Origin of the sequence: Streptacidiphilus cavernicola, from assembly GCF_042510955.1 — a bacterium.
In the GTDB taxonomy this organism is placed as follows: Bacteria; Actinomycetota; Actinomycetes; order Streptomycetales; family Streptomycetaceae; genus Streptacidiphilus; species Streptacidiphilus cavernicola.
This window is the reverse complement of sequence record NZ_JBHFAB010000005.1, coordinates 257673-274339: the sequence shown is the minus strand read 5'-3', so window position 1 is coordinate 274339 and position 16667 is coordinate 257673. Positions and strand designations below refer to the sequence as shown.

Here is a 16667-nt window from a genome sequence, read left to right as displayed (position 1 = left end):
GCCTTCGTCAGTCCTGGTTGTAGCGGAGGAAGGTGTCGGTCTCCAGCACCCACTCACCGAGGTGCAGCGGTTCCCCGAAGGGCACCGTGCTGGAGTACTGGTAGCGCGGGCCGTCCTCGCCCTCGGCGGGGCCGTGGTGCCGGACCACGGTGCCCTTCCGGGGGTCGAGGATGACGTACTCCCCGATGCCCATCGTCGGGTAGTCCACGGCCTTGTCCGCGTAGTCGCTCTCGGGGTTGCCCGGCGAGACGACCTCCAGGACCAGCAGGACGTCCGCGACGTTCAGCGCCGTCCCGTGTTCGAGCGCGCTCTCCCGGCAGACCACGAGGTCGGGGCGGCGCTTGCGCTTGACGCCGGGAACGGCGACTTCCGGACCGTTCTCCGCGACCCACCCCGGACGGGTTCGCTGGACCTGCGGGTCGAGCTGCTGGCGGGCACGGCGGACATTGAGCTCGTGCGGATTGCTCGGAGCCATTATCACGATGACGTTGTCCCCGGAGATCTCCACTGCCCATGACTCGGGCAGCTTCGCCAGCTCGTCCGCGATCTCCACCATCCGCGCGTAGTCCATACCCGAATTATCACCCCAGCGGCGGCAGCGCCGTGCCGTACAGCCAGGTGCTGAAGAAGTCGTGCAGGGGGTGGCGGCTGTGGCGTTGGGCCAGGGTGGTGAAGTCGGCGGTGGCGACCACGCCGTGGCGGTGTTCGGTGGCCCACTCCCTCAGCAGCGCGAAGAAGGCCGGGTCGCCGAGGGCACCGCGCAGCGCGTGCATGACCAGGCCGCCGCGCTGGTAGAGCCGGTCGTCGAACATCAGGCCGCGGCCGGGGTTGGCCAGCACCAGGTCCTGCGGCAGCGCGCTCAGCCCGGCGTGGGCGTGCGCCGCGTGCTGGGCCGCGCTGCGCCCGCCGGAGCGTTCGGACCAGAGCCACTCCGCGTACTTGGCGAAGCCCTCGTTCAGCCAGATGTGCCGCCAGTCGGCGATGGTGACGCTGTTTCCGAACCACTGGTGGGCCAGCTCGTGCGCCACCAGCCGCTCCGAACCCCGGTGCCCGTCCACGTGGTTGGCGCCGAAGGTGGACAGCCCCTGGGCCTCCACCGGGACGTCCAGCTCCTCGTCGGTGACCACGGCGACGTACTCGCCGAACGGGTAGGGCCCGAACAGCTCGCTGAACAGCTCCATCATCCGCGGCTGCCGGGCGAAGTCGGTGACGCAGGCGGCGACCAGCCGGGACGGGGCGTGGACGGTCTGCGGGACCGGCCCCGCGGCCAGCCGCAGCTGCTGGTAGCGGCCGACCTGGACGGTGGCCAGGTAGCTGGGCGTCGGCGCGGTCTGCTCGTACACCCAGGTGGTGGCACCGGCCCGGACGGTGCGGGTGAGCAGCCGTCCGTTGGCGACCACGGTGTACGGGCTGGGCGCGGTGACCGACACCTGGTAGGCGGCCTTGTCGGCGGGCCGGTCGTTGCACGGGTACCAGGACGGCGCGCCGATCGGCTGACTGGCCACCAGCGAGCCGTCCTCCAGCTCCTCCCAGCCCAGGGTGCCCCACTCGCTGCGGACCGGGCGCGGGTTGCCGCCGTAGCCGACCTCCACGGTGAACGCCGCCCCGGCCGCCAGCGGGCGGGCCGGGCGCAGCCGCAGCTTTCCGGCCCGCTGGCTCCAGCGCGCGGCGCGGCCGTCGACCAGGATCTTGGAGATCCGGAAGCCGGCGAAGTCGAGCACGATCTCGGCCAGCGCGGCGGAGCCGTTGAGGCAGGTCAGCCGGGCGCTCCCGGTGAGCCGGTTCGGCCCCGGCCGGTAGTCGAGCGCCAGCTCGTAGCGGTGGACGTGGTAGCGGGCGTCGCCGTGGCTCGGGAAGTACGGGTCAGCGAGCAGTTGCGGGGAGTGGGGCGGGGGCGACGACTTGGGGCTCAAAGCTGTTCTGCTCCACTGCGGTGGTGGCGAGGGCGTACCGGACTACGGGACCCAGGGCGCGATGGGGTTGCCGAGCCAGCGGCTGTCCGCCGGGACGGACTCGCCGCGCATCACCAGGGACGCGGGGCCCAGGGTGGTGCGGGCGCCGATGACGGCCCCGGGCAGGACGATACCGTGCGGGCCGAGCGTCGCGCCCTCCCGCAGCACCACCTCGTCCATCCGCATGATCCGGTCGTGGAACAGGTGGGTCTGGATCACGCAGCCGCGGTTGACGCTGGCGCCCTCGCCCAGGGTGACCAGGTCGGCCTCCGGCAGCCAGTAGCTCTCGGTCCAGACGCCGCGCCCGATCCGCGCGCCGAGGCCGCGCAGCCAGAGGTTCAGCAGCGGGGTGCCGGGGACGGAGTTCAGCAGCCAGGGGGCGGCCAGTACCTCGGTGAAGGTGTCGGCCAGTTCGTTGCGCCAGACGTGGCCGCTCCACAGCGGGTGCTCGACCGCGCTGAAGCGGCCGATCAGCAGCCACTTCGCGGCCAGCGAGACGACGCAGGCGGCGACGCCCGCGGCCAGCAGCAGCGCCCCGGAGCAGACCGCGGCGAGCAGCAGCCCCGCGGTGCCGCCGCCGACCGCGCGGGAGACCTCCGCCAGCAGCGCCAGCACGGTCAGGCCCAGCGCCACCGAGATCATCACCGGCACGATCCGGAACAGCTCCACCGTGCCGCGCAGCCGGCGCAGCCGCGCGGACGGGGCGTAGGTGAGGCTCTGGTCGCCGCCCTGGGCCCGGCGCGGCAGCTTCATCGGCGGCATGCCGAGGTAGGAGCTGCCCTTCTTGGCCTTCTTGGGGGTGGCCGACAGCACGCCGACCAGCCCGCGGTCCGGTACCGAGCGGCCGGGGGCGGTCATCCCGGAGTTGCCGAGGAAGGCGCGCCGGCCGATCTCGGCCTCGTCGATCCGGAGCCAGCCGCCGCCCAGCTCGTAGGGGGCGATCAGGGTGTCGTCGGCGAGGAAGGCGCCGTCGCCGACGGTGGTCATGCCGGGCAGCGCCAGCACCGTGGACGCCTCGACGTTCTGGCCGACCCGCATCCCCAGCGCCCGCAGCCAGGCCGGGGTGAACAGGCTGGCGTAGAGCGGGAACAGGCTGCCCCGGGCCAGGTCCATCAGCTGTATCACGGTCCAGGCCTGCCAGGCGGTACGGCTGTGCAGCGGGTGGTGCCCGGCCTTCAGGCCGATCCCGAGCAGCCGCACCGCGACCAGCACCAGCAGCGCGTATGCGGCGAACCCGGCCAGGGTGGCCAGTGGGACCGCGGGCAGCGCCTGCGCCAGCATCGCGCCGGGCGTGCCCGGGTCGACGAACGCCGCCAGCACCAGCACCGCGGGGACGGCGGCGAGCAGCGGCAGCAGGGTCAGCGCGATCCCGCTGGCCCCGTACATCGCGGCCCAGACGTTGGTGCGCGGCGGACGGGCCTTGGGCCAGGCGTGGTCGGCCCGGCCGGTCTTGGTGGCGGGCGCGCCGGACCAGCGCTGGCCGGTGGGGACGGCGCCGGTGACGGCGGAGCCCGCGCCGATCTCGGCGCGCTTGCCGACCCGGGCGCCCGGGAACAGGATGCTGCGGGTGCCGACGGTCGCGCCCGCGCCGACCCGGACCGGGCCGAGGTGCAGCAGGTCGCCGTCCAGCCACCAGCCGCTGAGGTCCACGTCGGCCTCGACCGCGCAGCCCTTGCCGAGCTTGAGCAGGCCGGTGACCGGCGGCAGGGTGTGCAGGTCGACGTCCGGGCCGACCTTGGCGCCCAGCGCGCGGGCGTAGCGGGTCAGCCAGGCGCCGGAGAGCTGGGTCGCGCCGGACAGTTCGACCAGCCGCTCCGCGGTCCACAGCCGCAGGTGCACGCCGCCGCCGCGCGGGTGGCTGCCCGGCCGGACGCCGCGCAGCAGCAGCCTGGCCCCGCCCGCGGCGATGCCGATCCGGCCGAGCGGGCTCCACAGCAGCAGCGCGGCGGGCGCCAGCAGCCACCAGGAGGCGCCGAGGCCCCAGCCGAACAGGCTGCCCAGCGCGCCGAGGGCGACGGTCCAGCGCAGGCCGACCACGGTCAGCAGCGGGACGGTGAGCAGGGTCTGCAGGATTCCGGCGCGGCGCGGGGTGGGCGCGATCTCGCGGACCGGGCCGCCGCCCTGGGCCGAGGTCTCCAGCCTGCGGGCCAGCTCGCGCAGCACCGGCGCCTGGTAGAGGTCGCTGACCGCGATGGCGGGGTAGCGGGTGCGGATCAGGGTGACCAGCCGGGCCGCGCCGAGGCTGCTGCCGCCGATCGCGAAGAAGTCGTCCTTGGCCCCGCCGACCGGCACGCCCAGCACCTCGGCCCACTGCTCGGCGAGCCAGGCCTCGGTGCCGTAGAGCTGCTCGGCCGCGCCCTTGCCCTCCAGCTGGGCCAGCGGCCAGGGCAGCGCGTTCCGGTCGACCTTGCCGGAGGTGCGCACCGGCAGGTCCTCGACCGGTGCCAGCAGCGGCACCATCGCGGCCGGCAGCTCGGCCCTGAGCCGGCGCACCGCCTCGTCCTGGTCGAAGCCGGGCTCGGTGACCAGGTAGCCGACCAGCAGCTGGTTGCCGCTGCGCGCGGTGCGGACGGCGGCGGCGGCCCCGGTCACCCCGGGCAGCGCCTGCAGCACGGCGTCCACCTCGCCCAGCTCGATCCGGCGTCCGCCGAGCTTGATCTGCTCGTCGGCGCGGCCGAGGAAGACCAGGCCCTCGGGCTGGGCCAGCACCAGGTCGCCGCTGCGGTAGGCGCGCTCCCAGCCGGTGGACTCCAGCGGGGCGTAGGTGGCGGCGTCCATCGTAGGGTCCAGGTAGCGGGCCAGGCCCACGCCGCCGATGACCAGCTGGCCGCTCTCACCCATGGCGACGACCTGGCCCTGCTCGTCCACCACAGCCAGCTCCCAGCCGTCCAGCGGCAGGCCGATCCGGACCGGGGCCCGGCCGGTGAGCGGCGCGGCACAGGCGACCACGGTCGCCTCGGTCGGGCCGTAGGTGTTCCAGACCTCGCGGCCCTCGGTGGCCAGCCGCTCGGCCAGCTCGGGCGGGCAGGCCTCGCCGCCGAAGATCAGCAGCCGGACGTCGCCCAGCGCGTCGGCGGGCCAGAGCGAGGCCAGCGTCGGCACGGTGGAGACCACGGTGATCTCCTGCTCGACCAGCCAGGGCCCGAGGTCGGCGCCGCTGCGGACCTGCGCCCGCGGGACGGTGACCAGGCAGGCGCCGTAGCGCCAGGCCAGCCACATCTCCTCGCAGGAGGCGTCGAAGGCGACCGAGAGCCCGGCCATCACCCGGTCGCCGGGGCCGAGCGGCTCCTCCTGCTGGAACAGGGCGGCCTCGGCGTCGACGAAGGCGGCGGCGCTGCGGTGGGTGACCGCGACGCCCTTGGGCTTTCCGGTGGAGCCGGAGGTGAAGATGATCCAGGCGTCGTCGTCCAGCCCGGGACGGCCCGCGGCGGCGGTCCCGGCGGCGGCCCGGCTCCCGGCGGCCTGCCCCGGCTCGCCGGGCTCGCCGCCGTGCGGCGTCAGCGCGCGGTCCGCGCCGAGGACGGCGCGGACCCCCGCCTCGCCGAAGACCAGTGCAGCCCGCTCGTCCGGGTCCTCCGCGTCCACCGGGACGTAGGCGGCGCCCGCGGCGAGCACCGCGAGGATGGAGACGTAGAGGTCGGCGCTGCCGGAGGGGACCCGGATGCCGACCCGGTCGCCGCCGCCGACCCCGGCCGCGGCCAGGGTCCGGCGCAGCGCGTCCACCTCGGCGGCGAGGGCGCGGTAGCTGAGCGCGGTGCGCCCGTCGTCGAGCGCGGGCTCGTCCGGGTGGGCGGCGACCGCGGCGTCCAGGATGTCGACCAGGGTCCGCGGGGCGTGCGCGGGGCGTCCGGGGAACAGCGCGAGCCCGCTGGGGGCGGCGGCTTCCTCCGTCGGCGGGGCGAACACGACCGTGGTCATACATCCTCATCTCGTATGCAACCCGGCCGATGCTAGACCTGTCGGGAGCTGGACGGAATCGGCATCAGGCGCGCAAAGCCCGTTTCGGGACGGCTATCTGACGCTGCGTCAGCTATTGAATACACTGATTGCCCCGGGAGTTGACGGCCAGTCAGTCGCTTCTGACGGATCATCAGCAAAATTCTGAAATGAGACCCATGACACACGCGGGAATCCTTTCATAGGGTAACGAATCGCCCTTTCTCGTGCGGCGCTACTGCGGAGCACTGCGGATGTCGAGCCTCCGGATCACCCGGTCGACCAGCTCCGGGTCGGCCCCCGGCTCCATCCGGGCCAGCTGCATCTCCTCCCGTCCGGCGGCCAGCATCTCCGCCTCGACCTGCTGGAACACCTTCACCTGCCGGACCCGCTCCTTCAGCTCGCGGCGCTGGTCCTCGTCGTACATGTCCGGGCGCTGCCGGGCCAGGCGGTCGGTCTGCCGCTGCCGGAGCCGGTCCACCAGCTCCTCCGGCAGCTCCTCGGCCGCGGCCAGCTCCTTGAGCCGGAGCAGCCCGGCCTTGGAGACCCGGTACCAGAGCTGCCGCTCGGCGGCGTCCTCGGCGTCCTCGTCCCGGCCCAGGTGCAGCTTGCGGACCACCCAGGACAGCGACATGCCCTGCACCAGCAGGGTGAACAGGACGACGCAGAAGGCGATGAAGACGATCTCGTCGCGGCCGGGGAACGGGCCGCCGCCCTTGACCGTCAGCGGGATGGCCAGCGCCAGCGCGACCGAGGCCACGCCGCGCATCCCGGACCACCACAGCACCGTGGACTCGCGCCAGCTCAGCGGGGCCGCCTCCTCCCGCTCGCCCAGGCTGCGGTCCCAGCGGGCGGTGATCCAGGCCCCGGGCAGCAGCCAGAGCAGCCGGACCCCGACCACCACCACGATGACCAGCCCGGCGTCCCCCAGCATCCAGGTCCAGGAACGGCCCGCCTCCTTGAGGACGCCGCTCAGTTCCAGACCGATCAGGCCGAAGGCGGTGCCCGAGATCAGCAGCTCCAGCACGTCCCAGAAGGCGCTGCCGACCAGCCGGTAGCCCACGTCGTCCGCACCGACCGTCCGGTCGTTGATCCACAGCGAGCAGACCAGCACCGACAGCACCCCGGAGCCGTGCGCCTCCTCGGCCAGGGCGTAGGCGGCGAAGGGCACCAGCAGGCTGAGCGCGACCTGCAGCGTCGGGTCGTCCAGCAGGGACATCGTCCGGCCGCTGAGCCAGCCCAGGCCGATCCCGATGACCAGGGCGAGCACCGCCGACAGCACCAGCCGCTCGACCGCCTCCAGGGTGGAGAAGTGGCCGCTCACCGCGGCGTCCACGGCCAGCCCGTACACCACCAGCGCGGTGACGTCGTTGAACAGGCCCTCGGTCTCCAGGATGCCCATCAGCCGGCGCGGCAGGCCGACGCTGCCGGCCACCGCCGCCGCGGCGATCGGGTCCGGCGGGGAGATGATCACGCCGAGCGCGACCGCCGCCGCCAGCGGCAGGGCCGGCGTGATCCAGTGCAGCGCCAGCGCCACCACCGCCGTGGTGACCAGCACCAGGGCGACCGCCAGCAGCAGGATCACCCGGACGTTGGCCCGGAAGTAGCGGGTGGTGGAGCGCTGCGCCGCCGCGTAGATCAGCGGCGGCAGCACCAGCGGCAGGATCAGGTCCGGGTCCAGCGCGATGTTGGGCACCCAGGGCATCACCGCCAGCGCGATCCCGATCAGCGTCATCAGCACCGGCTGCGGCAGCCCGATCCGCCCCGCCAGCGGGGTGGTGACGATCGCGGCCAGCAGCACGACGAAGAGGAGCATCAGCTGTGCCATGCCGCCGGCCGCTCCTCGTCGCCGTGGAACCTGTGGGACCTGTGGAGCTCAGCCTGCCAGGGAGCGGGTCATCGTGCGGTGCGGGATACCGCCGTCCAGGTACTCCGGGCCCTCGGCGACGTAGCCGAGGCGGGTGTAGAAGCCCAGCGCGTGGACCTGGGCGTGCAGTTCCAGCTCGGTCGCGCCGCGGGCCCGGCCCTCCGCCTCGACCGCGCGGACCAGGGCGACGCCCAGGCCGGTGCCGCGGGCCCGCTTCAGCACGGCCAGCCGGCCCAGCAGGACGGCGCCGGGGCGGCCGGTGATCGCCAGGGCCTGCGGTCCGTGGATCAGCCGGCCGGTGCCGAGCGGGGTGCCGTCCCGGTCCAGCGCCAGCAGGTGGACCGAGGTGGCGTCCAGCTCGTCCCACTCCTCCTCGGCCGGGACGCCCTGCTCCTCGATGAAGACCTCGCGCCGGATGGCGTGCACGGTCCCCAGCTCCGCCGCGGACGAGGCGACCCGGATGCCGGCCAGGTCGGCGGACGCGGCGTCAGCTTTCGGCACTGATGATCTCCAGGGCGCGGGAGAGGTCCTCCGGGTACTCGCTGCGGAACCGCACCCACTGCCCGTCCGAGGGGTGCTCGAAGCCCAGCTCGACCGCGTGCAGCCACTGCCGGGACAGCTTCAGCCGCTTGGCCAGGGTCGGGTCCGCGCCGTAGGTGAGGTCGCCGACGCAGGGGTGGCGCAGCGCGGACATGTGCACCCGGATCTGGTGGGTGCGGCCGGTCTCCAGCTTGATGTCCAGCAGCGAGGCCGCCCGGTACGCCTCGATCAGGTCGTAGTGGGTCACCGAGGGCTTGCCGTCGGCGACCACGGCCCACTTCCAGTCGCTGCTGGGGTGCCGGTCGATCGGGGCGTCCACGGTGCCGGACATCGGGTCGGGGTGGCCCTGGACCAGCGCGTTGTACTTCTTCTCCACCACCCGGTCCCGGAACTGGGCCTTGAGCAGGGTGTAGGCCTGCTCGGACTTGGCGACCACCATCAGCCCGGAGGTGCCGACGTCCAGCCGGTGCACCACGCCCTGGCGCTCGGCCGCGCCGGAGGTGGAGATCCGGTAGCCGGCTCCGGCCAGGCCGCCGATGACGGTGGGTCCGGTCCAGCCGGGGCTGGGGTGCGCGGCGACGCCGACCGGCTTGTCGACCACGACCAGGTGCTCGTCGTCGTGCACGATCCGCATGTCGTCGATCCGCTCGGCGACGATCTGCACCGGCGCGGGCGGGGCCGGGATCTCGACCTCCATCCAGGACCCGGCCATCACCCGGTCGGACTTGCCGACCACCGAGCCGTCCAGCGTCACCTTGCCGTCGGCGGCCAGCTCGGCGGCCTTGGTGCGGGAGAACCCGAACATCCGGGCGATGGCGGCGTCGACCCGCTCGCCCTCAAGGCCGTCGGGTACGGGAAGGTTTCGGATCTGCGGAACGGTGCTCACCTGAACGAGTATGCCGGACCGGCGGGGTCCGGCCCGCCATCAGGCCTTTGCTTCGGGGGCCCCACCGTCGGCCGCCGGGGCGTCGGCGGCGTCCGTGCCGCCCTCCGCGCCGGTCGCGTCCGCGCCGTCCTTCGGGCCTGCCTCGGCCTTGGCGTCGCGCATGGTGGTGCCGTCCGGGTTGGTGCCCAGGAAGGAGAGCAGCACCACCAGGATGCCGCCGCAGACGATCGCCGAGTCGGCCAGGTTGAACACCGCGAAGTGCTTCACCGAGATGAAGTCCACCACCTCGCCGCGGAAGACCGAGGGCGAGCGGAAGATACGGTCCGTCAGGTTGCCGAAGGCGCCGCCGAGCAGCAGGCCCAGCGCGATCGCCCAGGGCAGGCTGTAGAGCTTGCGGGCGATCCGGCAGATCACCACCACCACGGTCGCCGCGATCAGGGTGAACACGATGGTCATCGCCGCGCCCATGCCGAAGGCGGCGCCGGGGTTGCGGGTGGCCTGCAGCATCACCCAGTCACCGGCGATCCGGATCGGGTCGTGGTACTCCAGCTTGGCCACGACCAGCAGCTTGCTGCCGAGGTCCAGCAGGTAGGCGAGCAGGGCGACCGACAGCAGCACGCCGATCCGCCGCCTGCGCGCCGACACCCGGGTCGCCCCGGCCGCCGCGGTTCCGGGCTCGACGGTCTCGGGCGCGGCGTCGGAACCGGAGGCAGCGTCGTCCGCCGGGGCCTTCTGGAAACCTGGGGTACTGATGATGCGCTCCGCTGAACCGAGTCGGGTGGACTTCCGGGGTCGAGCGTACGGTACGCCAGGGCGGCGGCGCGGACCGGTCCACGCCGCCGAATCGTTGCAGGCCGAGCCCGCTAGCGGCGTTCCTGCTTGGACTTGCAGCCGACGCAGAGGGTGGCCCGGGGGAACGCCTGGACCCGCGCCTTGCCGATCGGCTCGCCGCAGGACTCGCACAGGCCGAAGCCGGCCTCCGCCATCCGCGCCAGCGCCCGCTCGGTCTGGGCCAGCATGTCGCGCGCGTTGGCGGCCAGCGACAGCTCGTGCTCGCGGGAGATGTTCTTGGTCCCGGCGTCGACCTGGTCGTCGCCCGCGCCGTCGCCGGAGTCCCGCATCAGACCGCTGACCGCCTGCTCGGAGGCGGAGATCTCGGCCCGCAGGCCGGCCGCCTCGGCGGTCAGCTCCTGCTGCAGCTCGGTCACCTCGGCGTCGGTCCACGGCTCCTCGCCGGACCGCACCGGGTAGGACGCGGCGGCGCGCGCGCCGCTACCGCCGCCGGGGCCCCTGGCTCCGGTGCTGCGGGCGCCGGCGCTCCTGGCCGCGGCGCCGGCCGGCCTGGTGGCGGCCTCGGTCTTGTGTCGGGTCACTGTCCCCTCCCCCGGGTCTGCCACGGACGCTCCCGCGCGGCGCGTACCCGCGGCCCCGCTCCTTGCCTTGTCCGCCATGCGTCTGACCCCTTCGCGTTTCCTGCGGCTGTTGCAGCCAGCACAACGTGGTGCCGGAAAGATAATGCGTAACGAATCCCACCACAATGGGACATACCGTACGAGGCGTCTTCGGTTTCTCCGGCCCGCTGCGGCGGCTCGTCCGATGTGTGCCCAGAACCAGACCCGGCAAATCGCCCTCCGCCGTCGTTACTGGCGCGTCACCGCCCCGGACCGCGCGGAATCCGGTTGCCCCGGGCTATAGACTGCTCGCGCAGGGCGAGGATGGGGACGAGTACCGCCGTACGCAGCCGTGAGCGACCCGGGGATGGTGTGAGCCCGGGGGTGAGCGCGACGGGAAGATCACCCCGGAGCCGCCGGAGGAACGGCCCGCCGGTACCGGGGGCCCGGTAGAACCGGCCGCAACCCCTAATGAGGGGGTCGGACGCGCACGCAGGTGCCGGACGGCCAAGGAGGGTGGTACCGCGGGGCCCGCACACGGCCTCGTCCCTCCGTCGGAAGCCGCACGCCGTGACCGCGCCCCGCCGGAGGACCGCATGACCCAGTACCGCCACGTCCCAGCCCAGGTCGACCTGCCGGCGCTCGAACGACGGATTCTCTCCTTCTGGGGCGACAACAAGGTCTTCCAGCGCAGCCTGGAGCAGTCGCAGGGCCGCCCGGAGTGGGTGTTCTACGAGGGTCCGCCCACCGCCAACGGCATGCCCGGCGCGCACCACATCGAGGCCCGGGTCTTCAAGGACGTCTTCCCCCGGTACAAGACCATGAAGGGCCACCACGTCGCCCGCAAGGCCGGCTGGGACTGCCACGGCCTGCCGGTCGAGCTGGCCGTGGAGAAGGAGCTCGGCTTCTCCGGCAAGCAGGACATCGAGGCCTACGGCATCGCCGAGTTCAACGAGCGCTGCCGCGCCTCGGTGACCCGGCACACCGACGCCTTCGCGGAGCTGACCCAGCGCATGGGCTACTGGGTCGACCTGGACGACGCCTACCGCACCATGGACCCGGACTACATCCAGTCGGTCTGGTGGTCGCTGAAGCAGATCTTCGACAAGGGCCTGCTGGTCCAGGACTTCCGGGTGGCCCCCTGGTGCCCGCGCTGCGGCACCGGCCTGTCCGACCACGAGCTGGCGCAGGGCTACGAGACCATCGTCGACCCGTCCGTCTACGTCCGCTTCCCGCTCACCTCGGGCCCGTTGGCCGGGTCGGCTTCGCTGCTGGTGTGGACCACCACCCCGTGGACCCTGGTCTCCAACGTCGCCGTGGCCGCGCACCCCGGGGTGGACTACGTGGTCGCCACGGACGGCAACGAGCGGCTCGTGGTCGCCGAACCGCTGCTGGAGAAGTCGCTGGGCGAGGGCTGGACCGCCACCGGCGAGCGCTTCACCGGCGCCGAGATGGAGCGCTGGAACTACCAGCGGCCGTTCGAGCTGGTCCCGGTCGAGGGCGCGCACTACGTGGTCAACGCCGAGTACGTGACCACCGAGGACGGCTCGGGCCTGGTGCACCAGTCCCCCGCCTTCGGCGCGGACGACCTCGCCACCTGCCGCGGCTACGGCCTGCCGATGGTCAACCCGGTGCTCGCCGACGGCACCTTCGAGCCCGACCTGCCGCTGGTCGGCGGGCAGTTCTTCAAGAAGGCGGACGAGGCCCTGGTCGCCGACCTGGACGCGCGCGGCCTGCTGTTCCGTCACGTCCCGTACGAGCACAGCTACCCGCACTGCTGGCGCTGCCACACCGCGCTGCTCTACTACGCGCAGCCGTCCTGGTACGTCCGCACCACCGCGGTCAAGGACGCGCTGCTGCGCGAGAACGAGGGCACCAACTGGTTCCCCGAGAACGTGAAGTACGGCCGCTTCGGCGACTGGCTCAACAACAACATCGACTGGGCGCTCTCCCGCAACCGCTACTGGGGCACCCCGCTGCCGATCTGGCGTTGCGAGCAGGACCACCTCAGCTGCGTCGGCTCGCTGGCCGAGCTGAGCGAGCTGACCGGGCGCGACCTCTCCGACCTGGACCCGCACCGGCCGTTCATCGACGAGGTCACCTTCGGCTGCACCGCCGAGGGCTGCTCGGCGGAGGCGGTGCGGGTGCCCGAGGTGATCGACGCCTGGTACGACTCGGGCTCGATGCCGTTCGCGCAGTACGGCTACCCGCTGAAGAACGCCGACCTGTTCGAGCAGCGCTACCCGGCCCAGTTCATCTCCGAGGCGATCGACCAGACCCGCGGCTGGTTCTACACGCTGATGGCGGTCGGCACCCTGGTGTTCGACAAGTCGGCGTACGAGAACGTGGTCTGCCTGGGCCACATCCTGGCCGAGGACGGCCGGAAGATGTCCAAGCACCTCGGCAACATCCTGGAGCCGATCGCGCTGATGGACCAGCACGGGGCCGACGCCGTGCGCTGGTTCATGGCGGCCGGCGGCTCGCCCTGGTCCGCGCGCCGGGTCGGCCACAACACCATCCAGGAGGTGGTCAGGAAGACCCTGCTGACCTACTGGAACACGGTGGCCTTCCAGGCCCTCTACGCCCGTACCGCCGGATGGGCGCCGTCCGCCGCCGACCCGGCCCCGGCCGAGCGCCCGCTGCTGGACAAGTGGCTGCTGTCCGAACTGAACCTGCTGGTCCGGGAGACCGACGCGGCGCTGGACGCGTTCGACACCCAGCGGGCCGGCAAGCTGCTGTCCGCCTTCGTCGACGACCTCTCCAACTGGTACGTCCGGCGCGGCCGTCGCCGCTTCTGGCAGGGCGAGCCGGCCGCGCTGGCGACGCTGCACGAGGCGCTGGAGACGGTCACCCGGCTGATGGCCCCGCTGACCCCGTTCATCACCGAGCAGGTCTGGCAGGACCTGGTCGTGCCGGTGGCGCCCGACGCCCCGGAGTCGGTGCACCTCGCCGACTACCCGGTGGCCGACGAGGCGCTGATCGACACCGGCCTGTCCCGGCACATGGCGCTGGTCCGGCGGCTGGTGGAGCTGGGCCGGGCGACCCGCGCCGACTCCGGGGTGAAGACCCGTCAGCCGCTGTCGCGGGCGCTGGTCGCGGCCCAGGGCTTCGCCGAACTCCCGGACGAGCTGCTGGCGCAGGTCGCCGAGGAGCTGAACGTCTCGGCGCTGGAGTCGCTGTCCGAGGTGGGCGGCTCGCTGGTGGACACCACCGCCAAGGCCAACTTCCGGGCGCTGGGCAAGCGTTTCGGCAAGGGCGTGCAGGACGTCGCCAAGGCGGTCGCCGCCGCCGACGCGGCCGAGCTGAACGCGGCGCTGCGGAGCGGCGGGACGGCGACGGTGCTGCTGAACGGCGAGCCGGTCGAGCTGACGCCGGAGGAGGTGATCGTGACCGAGACCCCGCGCGAGGGCTGGGCGGTCGCCAACGAGTCCGGCGCGACGGTCGCGCTCGACCTGCACATCACCCCGGAGCTGCGGCTCGCGGGCATCGCCAGGGACGCCATCCGCCAGGTCCAGGAGGCCCGCAAGAACAGCGGGCTGGACGTCGCCGACCGGATCCAACTGCGCTGGACGGCGAGCGACGACACCGCGGAGGCGCTCTGGGCGCACAGCGAGTTGATCGCCGACGAGGTCCTCGCCACGGACTTCGCCTCCGGCGAGGCGGAGTGGGGGGACGCGGTGGCGTTCACGGACGAGGGCCTGGGGCTGACCTTCTGGCTGCGGAAGGCGTAGCCGCGGTGCGGGGGCGCGGGCAACTGCTCAGCGGGCGGGTGCAGCTCGGTGGTGGCACCTGTTCGCGCAGTTCCCCGCGCCCCTGAGGGGTGGCCGCCGCTCTACCATGAGAAGCATGCAGCCACAGCACCGCGAGCTCGTCGAGCAGCTCCGGCAGATCACCGACTCCCATGTGAAGGCGGAGTTCTCCGGCGACACCATCACCATGCAGGCATCGCCCTCGGCGATCCACCAGCGGAACCTGAGCATCGTCCGGAGGCAGTTCGAGGCCCATGTTCCGGACGGGTATGTCGACACGGGGAACACCGACCTCGAGTCACCCGCGATCAGCAAGCTGCGGAATCCGGACCTGACCTACCTGCCCGAGGAGGCGATGACCACCACGGACAGCGCGCTGCCCGCCGAGCTCGCGCTCATCGCCGTGGAGATCGTCTCCCCGTCCAACCCGGAGAACGACTGGGAGGGGAAGGTCCGCGACTATCCGCTGATGCACATCCCGCTCTACCTGCTGGTCGACGCGCGGCAGAAGACCGTCACCCTGCTGAGCGAGCCGGAGAACGGCCGCTACCGCCGCCGCGAGGACGCCGCCTTCGGGGAGACCATCCACGTTCCCGCCCCGTTCGACTTCATCCTGGAGACCGGCGCCCTGCTGCCCTACTAGCGGGGGCAGCTGAGGACTGTGAGTCGTGCGGGACATGCCGCTGCCCCTTGCCGGAACGTTCCGGCAAGGGGCAGCGTGGCGATGCGAGGACGGTGAGGGAGACTCAGCCCTCGTCGTCCTGGTCGATCAGGAAGCCGCGCATCGGCTGCGGGGCCTGCTGCAGCGGCGGCTGCGGGCGGACCGCGGCCATCGGCTGGGTCATGGCCGGAGCCATCTGCTGCTGGCCGCCGGCGCTCTGGTGCTGCTGGGCGCCGGGGTTGAAGCTGTTGCCGCCGAAGCTCTGGCCGCCGCCGAAGCTCTGGCCGTTGCCGCCGAAGCCCTGCTGGCCGCCGAACGTCTGGCCGCCCATCGGCGAGGCGCCGACCGGGGTCATCGAGGGCTGCGACAGCGACGGCTGCGACATCGAGGACGGCGGGAGCGACGCGGTCGCGGGCTGCCGCGGCGGGGCGAGCGAGTCGTCCGCCTGCGACTCCAGCTGGCGCAGCTGGGTCTCCAGGTAGGACTTCAGCCGCGTCCGGTACTCGCGCTCGAAGGCGCGCAGGTCCTCGACCTTGCGCTCCAGCGTGGCGCGGGCGGACTCCAGCGAGCCCATCGCGACGCGGTGCTTCTCCTGCGCGTCCCGCTCCAGGGCGTCGGCCTTGGCACGGGCGTCCCGCTCCAGACCTTCGGCGCGACTGCGGGCCTCACCGACGATCTTGTTGGCCTCGGAGCGCGCCTCGGAGATGGCCTGGTCGGCCGTCTGCTGGGCGAGCGCCAGGACCCGGGCGGCGCTATCGTTGGGAGCCTGCTGCTGCTGCGGGAAGTGCGGCTGCTGCTGCATCTGCTGCAGGCCGCCCATGTGCTGCGGCTGCATCTGCGCGGGCTGCATCTGGCCGGGGCCCTGCTGCTGCATCGGCCCGGGGCCCTGCGGCTGCATCTGGCCGCCGAAGGACTGCTGGCCGCCCATGGTGCCCATGCCGCCGCCCTGGAGCTGCGGGGGGCCCTGGAGTTGGGGCTGGCCGCTCGGCAGCTGCGGCGGGCCGGGGTGGCCCATCTGCTGCTGGCCCTGCTGCTGCATCTGCGGAGGCATGCCCTGCTGGGGCACCGGCGGTCCGGATATGGCCGCCGGGACCGGCGGGCCGGGACGCTGGTGCTGGTCCTGCTCCTTGCGCATGTTCTGCTGGTTCTGCGCGGCCGCACGAGTCGCGGCGGCCAGCTTGGCGCGCAGGTCCTCGTTCTCGCGGAGCAGTCGGGTCAGCTCTCCTTCGACCTCGTCGAGGAAGGCATCGACCTCGTCCTCGTCATAGCCTTCGCGGAGGCGGACGGTCGTGAACTGCTTGTTCCGCACGTCCTCGGGGGTCAATGGCATCTCTTCACCTCAACGTGATCGTCGGACAACCGGACGTCTGCGTGGTTCACAGGCCCGCCACGACGGAGATCAGGATCGAAACAATAATGATCAGTACGAGGAAGGACAGGTCGAGCGCCACGCCTCCGAAGCGCAGCGGCGGGATGAACCGCCGCAGCAGCTTGAGCGGCGGATCCGTGACGGTGTAGACGCATTCGAGCGCGACGATCAACCCGCGGTTGGAAGGTCGCCACTCGCGGGCCAGTTGCTGCACCCAGTCCATCACCAGGCGAGCCAGCAGCACGATGAAGAAGCACACCAGCGCGATGTACAGCACTTGCCATACAACGTTCACTGCGCTTCCCCTCGTTTCGGT

12 protein-coding genes are annotated in these 16667 nt (G+C 72.7%); 2 read left to right on the top strand and 10 right to left on the bottom strand.

Translation table 11 applies throughout. From position 1 onward, the window contains the following. Positions 1–7: 7 nt before the first annotated feature. The 8 genes from ACEZDE_RS09405 to ACEZDE_RS09370 all read right to left on the bottom strand — a co-directional run bounded on the left by ACEZDE_RS09405 (position 8) and on the right by ACEZDE_RS09370 (position 10554). Complete coding sequence (locus ACEZDE_RS09405) at positions 8–571, bottom strand: Uma2 family endonuclease (protein ID WP_380534441.1); 564 nt, start codon at positions 569–571, stop codon at positions 8–10. A gap of 10 nt (positions 572–581) precedes the next feature. Beyond that, positions 582–1913, bottom strand: a complete 1332-nt coding sequence (locus tag ACEZDE_RS09400) for a M1 family metallopeptidase (RefSeq protein ID WP_380534439.1) — start codon at positions 1911–1913, stop codon at positions 582–584. Between the two features lie 42 nt (positions 1914–1955). Beyond that, complete coding sequence (locus ACEZDE_RS09395) at positions 1956–5870, bottom strand: Pls/PosA family non-ribosomal peptide synthetase (protein WP_380534437.1); 3915 nt, start codon at positions 5868–5870, stop codon at positions 1956–1958. Positions 5871–6123: 253 nt separating this feature from the next. Continuing rightward, positions 6124–7716, bottom strand: a complete 1593-nt coding sequence (locus tag ACEZDE_RS09390) for a Na+/H+ antiporter (protein WP_380534435.1) — start codon at positions 7714–7716, stop codon at positions 6124–6126. A 48-nt stretch (positions 7717–7764) separates the two neighbouring features. Next, on the bottom strand, positions 7765–8256 hold the full coding sequence (locus ACEZDE_RS09385; RefSeq protein ID WP_380534433.1) for a GNAT family N-acetyltransferase: 492 nt from the start codon (positions 8254–8256) through the stop codon (positions 7765–7767). Then, positions 8243–9181, bottom strand: coding sequence for an RluA family pseudouridine synthase (locus ACEZDE_RS09380; RefSeq protein ID WP_380534432.1), 939 nt, complete (start codon positions 9179–9181; stop codon positions 8243–8245). Before ACEZDE_RS09380 ends, ACEZDE_RS09385 begins: the two co-directional genes overlap by 14 nt. Positions 9182–9220: 39 nt before the next feature. Then, positions 9221–9937 carry a signal peptidase II gene (gene lspA, locus ACEZDE_RS09375; RefSeq protein WP_380534573.1) on the bottom strand — a complete coding sequence of 239 codons (717 nt, stop codon included), beginning with the start codon at positions 9935–9937 and terminating at the stop codon, positions 9221–9223. A gap of 107 nt (positions 9938–10044) precedes the next feature. Continuing rightward, positions 10045–10554, bottom strand: coding sequence for a TraR/DksA family transcriptional regulator (locus ACEZDE_RS09370; RefSeq protein WP_380534431.1), 510 nt, complete (start codon positions 10552–10554; stop codon positions 10045–10047). 614 nt (positions 10555–11168) lie between these two features. Between ACEZDE_RS09370 and ileS the strand changes: the two genes are divergently transcribed. Next, complete coding sequence (ileS, locus tag ACEZDE_RS09365) at positions 11169–14303, top strand: isoleucine--tRNA ligase (protein ID WP_380534429.1); 3135 nt, start codon at positions 11169–11171, stop codon at positions 14301–14303. Between the two features lie 115 nt (positions 14304–14418). After that, positions 14419–14964: a Uma2 family endonuclease gene (locus tag ACEZDE_RS09360; RefSeq protein ID WP_380534427.1), complete on the top strand. Its 546-nt coding sequence runs from the start codon at positions 14419–14421 to the stop codon at positions 14962–14964. Between the two features lie 103 nt (positions 14965–15067). Here the strand turns inward: ACEZDE_RS09360 and ACEZDE_RS09355 are convergent, their stop codons facing one another. Both ACEZDE_RS09355 and ACEZDE_RS09350 read right to left on the bottom strand, forming a co-directional pair. Next, positions 15068–16312: a DivIVA domain-containing protein gene (locus tag ACEZDE_RS09355; RefSeq protein WP_380534425.1), complete on the bottom strand. Its 1245-nt coding sequence runs from the start codon at positions 16310–16312 to the stop codon at positions 15068–15070. 46 nt (positions 16313–16358) lie between these two features. Beyond that, positions 16359–16646, bottom strand: a complete 288-nt coding sequence (locus ACEZDE_RS09350; RefSeq protein WP_380534423.1) for a YggT family protein — start codon at positions 16644–16646, stop codon at positions 16359–16361. Between the last annotated feature and the right edge of the window lie 21 nt (positions 16647–16667).

Excerpts from the sequence above, each read along its gene's own strand:
- ACEZDE_RS09405 (WP_380534441.1), bottom strand. The coding sequence starts at position 571 with ATGGACTACGCGCGGATGGTGGAGATCGCGGACGAGCTGGCGAAGCTG.
- ACEZDE_RS09395 (WP_380534437.1), bottom strand. The coding sequence starts at position 5,870 with ATGACCACGGTCGTGTTCGCCCCGCCGACGGAGGAAGCCGCCGCCCCC.
- ACEZDE_RS09390 (WP_380534435.1), bottom strand. The coding sequence starts at position 7,716 with ATGGCACAGCTGATGCTCCTCTTCGTCGTGCTGCTGGCCGCGATCGTC.
- ileS (WP_380534429.1), top strand. The coding sequence starts at position 11,169 with ATGACCCAGTACCGCCACGTCCCAGCCCAGGTCGACCTGCCGGCGCTC.
- ACEZDE_RS09360 (WP_380534427.1), top strand. The coding sequence starts at position 14,419 with ATGCAGCCACAGCACCGCGAGCTCGTCGAGCAGCTCCGGCAGATCACC.
- ACEZDE_RS09355 (WP_380534425.1), bottom strand. The coding sequence starts at position 16,312 with ATGCCATTGACCCCCGAGGACGTGCGGAACAAGCAGTTCACGACCGTC.